Annotated in this window: 1 protein-coding gene; it reads left to right on the forward strand. The window is 61.8% G+C overall.

The genetic code is table 11. The features are described 5' to 3' along the window. Positions 1-85: 85 nt before the first annotated feature. Positions 86-238, forward strand: a complete 153-nt coding sequence (locus P0G09_RS15980) for a hypothetical protein (protein WP_275253148.1) — start codon at positions 86-88, stop codon at positions 236-238. The last annotated feature ends 134 nt before the right edge of the window (positions 239-372 follow it).

Genomic DNA, 372 nt, shown 5'->3' on the forward strand with positions numbered 1-372 from the left:
ACAGCAACACCCTGGCTGTCGCGGGTGGTCTTGGCAGCGATCTGCGCCGTGTTGACCAGCAGCATCCGGCCAGGGTGTTGCTGTTGTGACCCTGAAAAAGAACCAGACCATTGCATCTGTTGTCCCGGCGGAAACGCTGGAGCTTGCCAACCCCCACCGCTACCGTGTCCGCAGCCTGCCCGCCACCGGCGCGCTCATCCGCGCCGAGGACGAGGGCGAGCAGCTGACAATGCTGTAAAAAACTCCCCCCGTCTCGCATTCGCTCGACAGTCCCCTCTAGGATGGGGCCTTTGGCATGGCGGGAAAGCTTTTGCTTGAATTGCAAAGTATTCGGTTTCGCCAGAGGCTCCCTCTCCGAGGGAGCTGGCACGG

This window comes from Faecalibacterium sp. DFI.5.82, assembly GCF_029076575.1.
Classification (GTDB): Bacteria; Bacillota; Clostridia; order Oscillospirales; family Ruminococcaceae; genus Faecalibacterium; species Faecalibacterium duncaniae.